This window comes from Neisseria perflava (genome assembly GCF_024170405.1).
GTDB classification, from domain to species: Bacteria; Pseudomonadota; Gammaproteobacteria; order Burkholderiales; family Neisseriaceae; genus Neisseria; species Neisseria perflava_B.
The window spans coordinates 1-6057 of record NZ_JALJYC010000047.1 but is presented as its reverse complement, the minus strand read 5'-3'; the positions used below and the strand labels follow the sequence as shown (position 1 = coordinate 6057).

Below are 6057 nucleotides of genomic sequence, written 5' to 3'. Positions count from 1 at the left end.
GCGTTTTAACAACAGTGAAATAAAATCTCAAATTTCTATTTTGAAACAGTTAGTAAAAGGTAATTTGCTCTAATTATCTAGTACAGCCCCTTTTATAAAATAAAGACCGTCTGAAATTTTTTCAGACGGCCTTTTCTAACGTGAGTTCGGGATAAGCATATGGAATATCTTTTTAAATTTCAGAAACGTGTTTCTATTACTGGACAGAATCCGCATATTTTTAAAAACAATAAAAATATTTAAAATGCCTATCCCGAACTCACGTTTTCTATCACCCTACTTCATCGGATCGGCAATCAACACCCTGCGGTTTTGCGGATTCCACAACAGCTTGGCTGTGGCACGTAATTGTTCGGCGGTCAGGCTGTCAGCCAGCTTGTCCATTTCGCGCAGATAACGCGCGTCGCCCAAATGCTGCTCGCTCAAGACCAAGCGGTTGAGCCAAATCTCGGGGCTTTTCAGACGGCCTTTTTCCTGTTCGACAAACTGGCTGCGCAGCGGCGCAACCTGCTGCTCGCTAATCGTTTGCGGCAAAGCGGCCAGCGTGCTTTCGCCCAAACGCCACAGCGCGTCGGCCTTATCCGGCGTGGTGGCAAAGCGCAGCTCGCTTTCCACGCGGTTGCTGTCGGGATTAAGCGTGCTTTCAAATTTCAGGCTGTACACGCCCAACGCTTTGTCGCGCAATTCGCCTTTGAGCTGCTCGTAGGCCAGCGTGCGCAAGATGGCGATTTGGGCGGCGGTTTGCGGCGACCACTGGTAAGGCGTAAACGACCAGGCGGCGACATCGCTGCGGTTTTCCGTGTTCACCGGCAGACGTTCTACCTTGGCTCCGCTTAATGCCTGATACGGCTTGGCCGCGCCGGACGGCGTGCGCTCAATACCGGCCAGATATTTTTGCACCAGCGGTTTGAGTTTGGACGGCTTCTGCGCGGTCAGGATGTAATACGTGGTCGGAGCGCGGCTCAATGTTTCCCATTGCGCCAACAGTTGCGCTTCTTCGGTTTCTTCCAATTCGGTTTGCGTCGGCGCGGCATAGGCTTTGCCGCCGAAGCGCAATTCGCTTACCGCCTTGTCTTTGGCGGCGCGGCTGGCGCCTTCGTCCATAATCAGGCGGCGCATCATGGCCATAATCGAATCGCGGTAGCCTTCGCCCACCTGCGGCGTGGTCATCTGCGCGTGATACAGGTGCAGCAGGTTTTCGGTTTCCTTATCCGGTGCATTGCCCTCCAGCTTGCTGTCGACACTGCGCAAACTCATGCCCAGATTGACTTTGTGCGCTTTTTTCCACTCGTTCAGCTGCTCCGCCGTCCAGCCTTGCGGCGCAGACTGCCACACAATCTGCTGCGCCAGTTGCGACTGCCACGGATTCGCGCCCGCGCTCATAAAGCCAGTATGGCCGTAGGCTTGCAGATAGGTTTTTCCGTCAGCCACAGGGTTTTGCAAGACCACCACTTTATCGCCGTTTTTCAGTGTCCAGCGGGTAATCTTCAACGATTTGTCGTAGCTTTCGGCCGTAATTTTGCCCTTGACGGCTTTATCGGCAAACGCACCCTTGCCCGCTTGCGTTTTCGCTTGCAGCTTGGGCAATGCCGCTGTTTTCAGACGGCCTGCCTGCGCCTCAATCTCCGAGGCCGTCGGAAAATCTTTGATTTCGGTTAAGGCCGGCGCTTGGATTTGCACCAGCTTGTCATCGGCGTTCAGCCATTGCTGCAAACGCGCCGTAATATCGGCGGGCTTTAGCGCGGCCAATACCGGCTTGGCAGCGGCGGCATTCTGCGCCTGCGTGGTTACCGGTTGGCCGTTGAATGCTTTTTCGCTCACCGACTGCACCGCGTCGCCAAACGGCTCGGGCAGCGTGGTTTTCGTTTCGGCGCGTTTCACCGCCGCCTGCATGGTATTCATATATTCGTCAAATTCGGCCTGTGACACTGGTTCGCGCAAAATGCGCTCGCGTAATTTCAGAATTTCCTGCAAACCCTGCGCGTGGCCGTCGGGCGTAACCGAAGCCACCAAACCCACCGCCACCGTTTCGCGGCCGATGTCGGCTTTGCGCGTGGTGATGGTGCTCACCGCCTTGGGCAGGCCGCCCAAATTATTTTTCACCCGCTGCGCCAGAATCTGCGCGGCAAAGCGGTCAATCATGCGCTCGCGCGTGCCGCTTATATCACCGTAAACCCTTGAAGGCACGTCGTTTTGGCGGAACAACACCGCCACAAAGCTGCCGCCGCTGTCTTTATCCTGCAACTGCGCCACATGCCAGCCTTTTACTAACTCCGGCTCGTAATACGCCCCGCTGCGGTCGGGCAAATTACCTGTTTTCAGACGGCCGAAATAGCGTTCCAACAAAGGCTTGGCCTCGGCCTCGGCAATATCACCCGCCAGCATAATCTGCATATTGTCCGCCACATACCAGCGGTCGAAAAACGCCTGCAACACCGAAAGCGGCGTGGTCTGAATACTCTGTTGCGTGCCGATAATCGCATGGCGCGACTGGCGGCTGCCGCTGCGCAAGACTTCGTTGCGCTTGCGGTTCATGCGCTCGGACACGCCCAGACCGTTGCGCCATTCCGCTTCGATGACCTGCTGCTCTTTCGTCCAATCAGCCTGCGCGAAACGGTGCGGCGACACCATCGCCGACAGCGCTTTCAAGGTATCGTCCAACTGCGGCTTACCCTTGTTCGGGCTGAAACGGTAGAGCGTGCGCTCGTAATTGGTCATGGCATTAAAATTCGCCCCGCGCCGCCAGCCCTGCGCAATCAGGGTATCGCCCACGCCGTCGGGATAATCCGGCGCACGGCGGAACACCATATGCTCGACCATATGCGCCACACCGATTTCCGATGTGCCGTTTTCGTCGCTCGCACCCACGCCGACTTGCAACTGCACTTCCACCCGCCCTTTTTCGGCGGGTGCATTGAGAATGTGGTAAACCAAACCGTTATTCAGACGGCCTGTGGTATAGGTATTTTCGGCATGGGCGGGCAAGGCCGCAGTAGTCACAGCAGCGGTGAGGATGATTTGGGGGATTAGAGGATTCATAGGATTTTGTTTTCTATATGAAAAGTATAAAATTTCAGACGGCCTAGATGATACTAGGCCGTCTGAAAAAGGCTAAGCTGCTTTACGCGGGTTTACCATTTGTAGCTTGCGCCAAACCAGTAGTTACGACCCATTTTGTAGGTTGTACCGCTGCTGGTCGTGCTGAAGGTTACTTTGTCAAACACGTTGTTGACATCCAAGGTCAACTCCAAGCTGTGACCGAACGGCATTTTTTTGCTATAGGCAAAACGCCAATCGACAATAAATGCGCGTTTCAGTTCCGCATCCCTATATAAGGTTGCTTCACCGGTATAGCTGCCGCAGGCAGAAGCATAGGTCGTACTGCTTGAGCAATCAATCGTACTGGATGCATACAGGTATTTACGTGCGCCGTTCCAACTGAAACGTTGATCCCAATTCAAACGGATTTTTGGAAAATACGTATTCAACGACAAGAATGTACGCCACGGCACATTGAAATCGGTCGGCGGTAATTCTTCCGCATTCATCAATTGATTCTGATAAATGGCTTTATCCGTGTCATTGTAGCTTGATGAATCGTAATAGCTGTTGTTAGTCTTGGTTTTCTGTACCGAAACACCAAAGTTCCAATCTATGGTTGCATATTTGAATTCATGTGCTTTTTCCGGTGCGACGGACAAGGTAAAGGTATTGTTTTTGCTCCAACCGTCATTGGTCATAATGCGGGTTGTATCGGTTTCGCTGCGGTTGCGGCGGGTAAACTGGTCTTTGCCGTTACGGTGTACCCATTTGGCTGTCCATACAGTATTAAACATTTTTTGGGTAAAACCCAAGACCGCTTCATCGCTATACGGAGTTTTCAAACCGGATACATCATAGCTGACCGAACCGCCCGTACCCGAGGTACAAGAACCCCATGCTCCGGGTGTACCGTTACTCAAAGTGCGGGTACACGTCTCATTACTGCCAATCGCCTGACGCAGTTTATATGCCAGAATAGAGCTGCCGTAATAACGGTTCAAGCCGCCGAAAACCCGACTGCGCGTATCGCCAAACAAGTCATAGGCCACAGCCAGACGCGGTGCAATATTGTTATTACCCAAGAACGAATTACGGTCAAAACGCAAACCGGCATTCACGCTCAAGTTTTTCCAGCTCATATTGTCTTGTACATACAGCGAATACACGTTGTCTTTAACCTTGACGTTACGCGCCGCATAAGTTGTCCAACGGCTGGCATACTGTTCGCCGTCAATACATTCTTCGGCATCGCCACACGTTACCGAGCTTGAAGCGGTATAAGTGTAAAGATTGGCTGCTGAAGCGCGGTCATATTTGGCCTCAGAAAAATCGGTTTGCCAACCGAAGCCGACATGATGCTTGATTGCTCCGGTAAAGAAGGAATCAAAATTATAATCCTGCTTCAGCGTAAACGTACTTTTCTCGGTTTCCCACTCCCCGTAACCGCCTGAACCTACCGTAGTGCTACTGCTACGGTACGGAATGCTGGCAGTACGGCGGTACAGACGGTAAACATCAGCATCGTATTTGATTTCATTGCCTGTTTTGCGATAGGCAATCTGACTGGTCATATTGCCCCAATCAAATGCCTTGTCCCATTCCAAATCAAAACGGACACCGCCGCCTTTGTTGGCAAAGTTGCTGTCTGCCACATTGCGCACCAAATAGCGCGATTCATGTGGCGAATACATGGCTGTTGCTTTCCATGTATCGCCGGAATCGGTACGGTGCAGCCCGCGTAGCAGCCATGTTTCATTGCTGCGGTATTGGCTGGAACGGTAGGTATTTTCGCCGACTACCGCTGTGGCTTCATCGGCATTGCGCAATGTGCCGTGGGTAAACGGAATATTGGATGTTTTTTTGCCATATGAGAAAAGAATACCGGTTTGGTCGTTAATCGGCTGGTTGATGACAACACCGTATTCTTTTTTGGTAAATTGCGGCTGCTGGTACAGATTTGCCGTATTTTCAAAATCCTCTTCATCACCCGGGGCGATATGTTGTTTGGCCCAAGAATCGCGGGTGGTTCGGATATAAATCTTACCGCTGGCCTTGGTGGTGCTCGGATCTTTCAGTTGGGCATTGACTACACCGCCGGTAAAGTTGCCGTATTTGGCCGCCACGTTACTGTCGAATACTTCCAGATTTTTAACCAAGCCGCTGTCAATCCAAAAAGATTGCGTACCGCCGGCCGGTAAATCCCAAGGATTCAAACCTTCCACAGTTGTCGCCGAATAGTAACCGCCCGAACCCGGATTCAGGTTGTCATTGTTGGAAATGCCATCGATGGTGAAGTTGTTGTTGTAGTATTTTTCACCGTGAAACGATACTTCGTCAGGCTTGATTTCCCCACCACTGGTGGAACTTTCCGCTGTATTGGAAAACTGTACATTGGCATTGTTTTTCAACAATTCGGTCAGGTTGCCGTTGGTGCTGGGGCGGCGTTCGATTTTTTCCTCGCTGATACGCTGCGTACCCATTTTATTGGCGTAAGTTTCGCCGCGTACCACAAGCTCGCCCAAGTCGGTGCTGTATTCCACATTGTTTTCTGCATTCTCAGCCGTTGCCGTTTCATCGGCAAAAGCATAAGGCGTGGAAAAGGCCGAAGCCAGTGCCAGTATCATTACGGTAGGTTTCATCTGTCAATCTCTGTTTTTTAAAGGTTGGAAAATGCCGTTTCAGACGGCCTTGTTTCGGTGTTGTGTTTGTATTTGTGTTTTGGTTTTGACTGTTTGCATTTCCACAAAAATTTAACGGTTTTTTGCAAAAATAAGAATAATCAGACAAACTTCGTGGCGGATTTTACTACTAATGATATTGCTTATCAATTAAATTTTATCCTTGCGGAATGATGTGTTGTATTTTTTCATAAATGGATAATCCTCCTTATTTCCAACGGTTTCTGCTTTAAACAAAAGGCCCTTACATTCGCATACCAACTGCAACTTTCTTAAAAACAGAAAAGGCCAGTATGTAGTAGCATACTGCCTTTCCTGACAAGAAAGATTGTAATGA

The 6057-nt window shown here is 50.9% G+C and carries 3 protein-coding genes; all 3 read right to left on the bottom strand.

Annotation, left to right across the window (positions count from 1 at the left end; all coding sequences use genetic code 11):
* Nucleotides 1–276: 276 nt before the first annotated feature.
* A complete protein-coding gene (locus J2T37_RS11335; RefSeq protein WP_253355976.1) occupies nt 277–3039 on the bottom strand; it encodes a M16 family metallopeptidase in 2763 nt (920 codons plus the stop codon).
* Between the two features lie 92 nt (nt 3040–3131).
* Nucleotides 3132–5681, bottom strand: coding sequence for a TonB-dependent receptor plug domain-containing protein (locus J2T37_RS11330; RefSeq protein WP_253355974.1), 2550 nt, complete (start codon nt 5679–5681; stop codon nt 3132–3134).
* Between the two features lie 189 nt (nt 5682–5870).
* Nucleotides 5871–6057: hypothetical protein (locus tag J2T37_RS11325; protein ID WP_253355972.1), on the bottom strand; the 187-nt coding region annotated here is incomplete at its 5' end.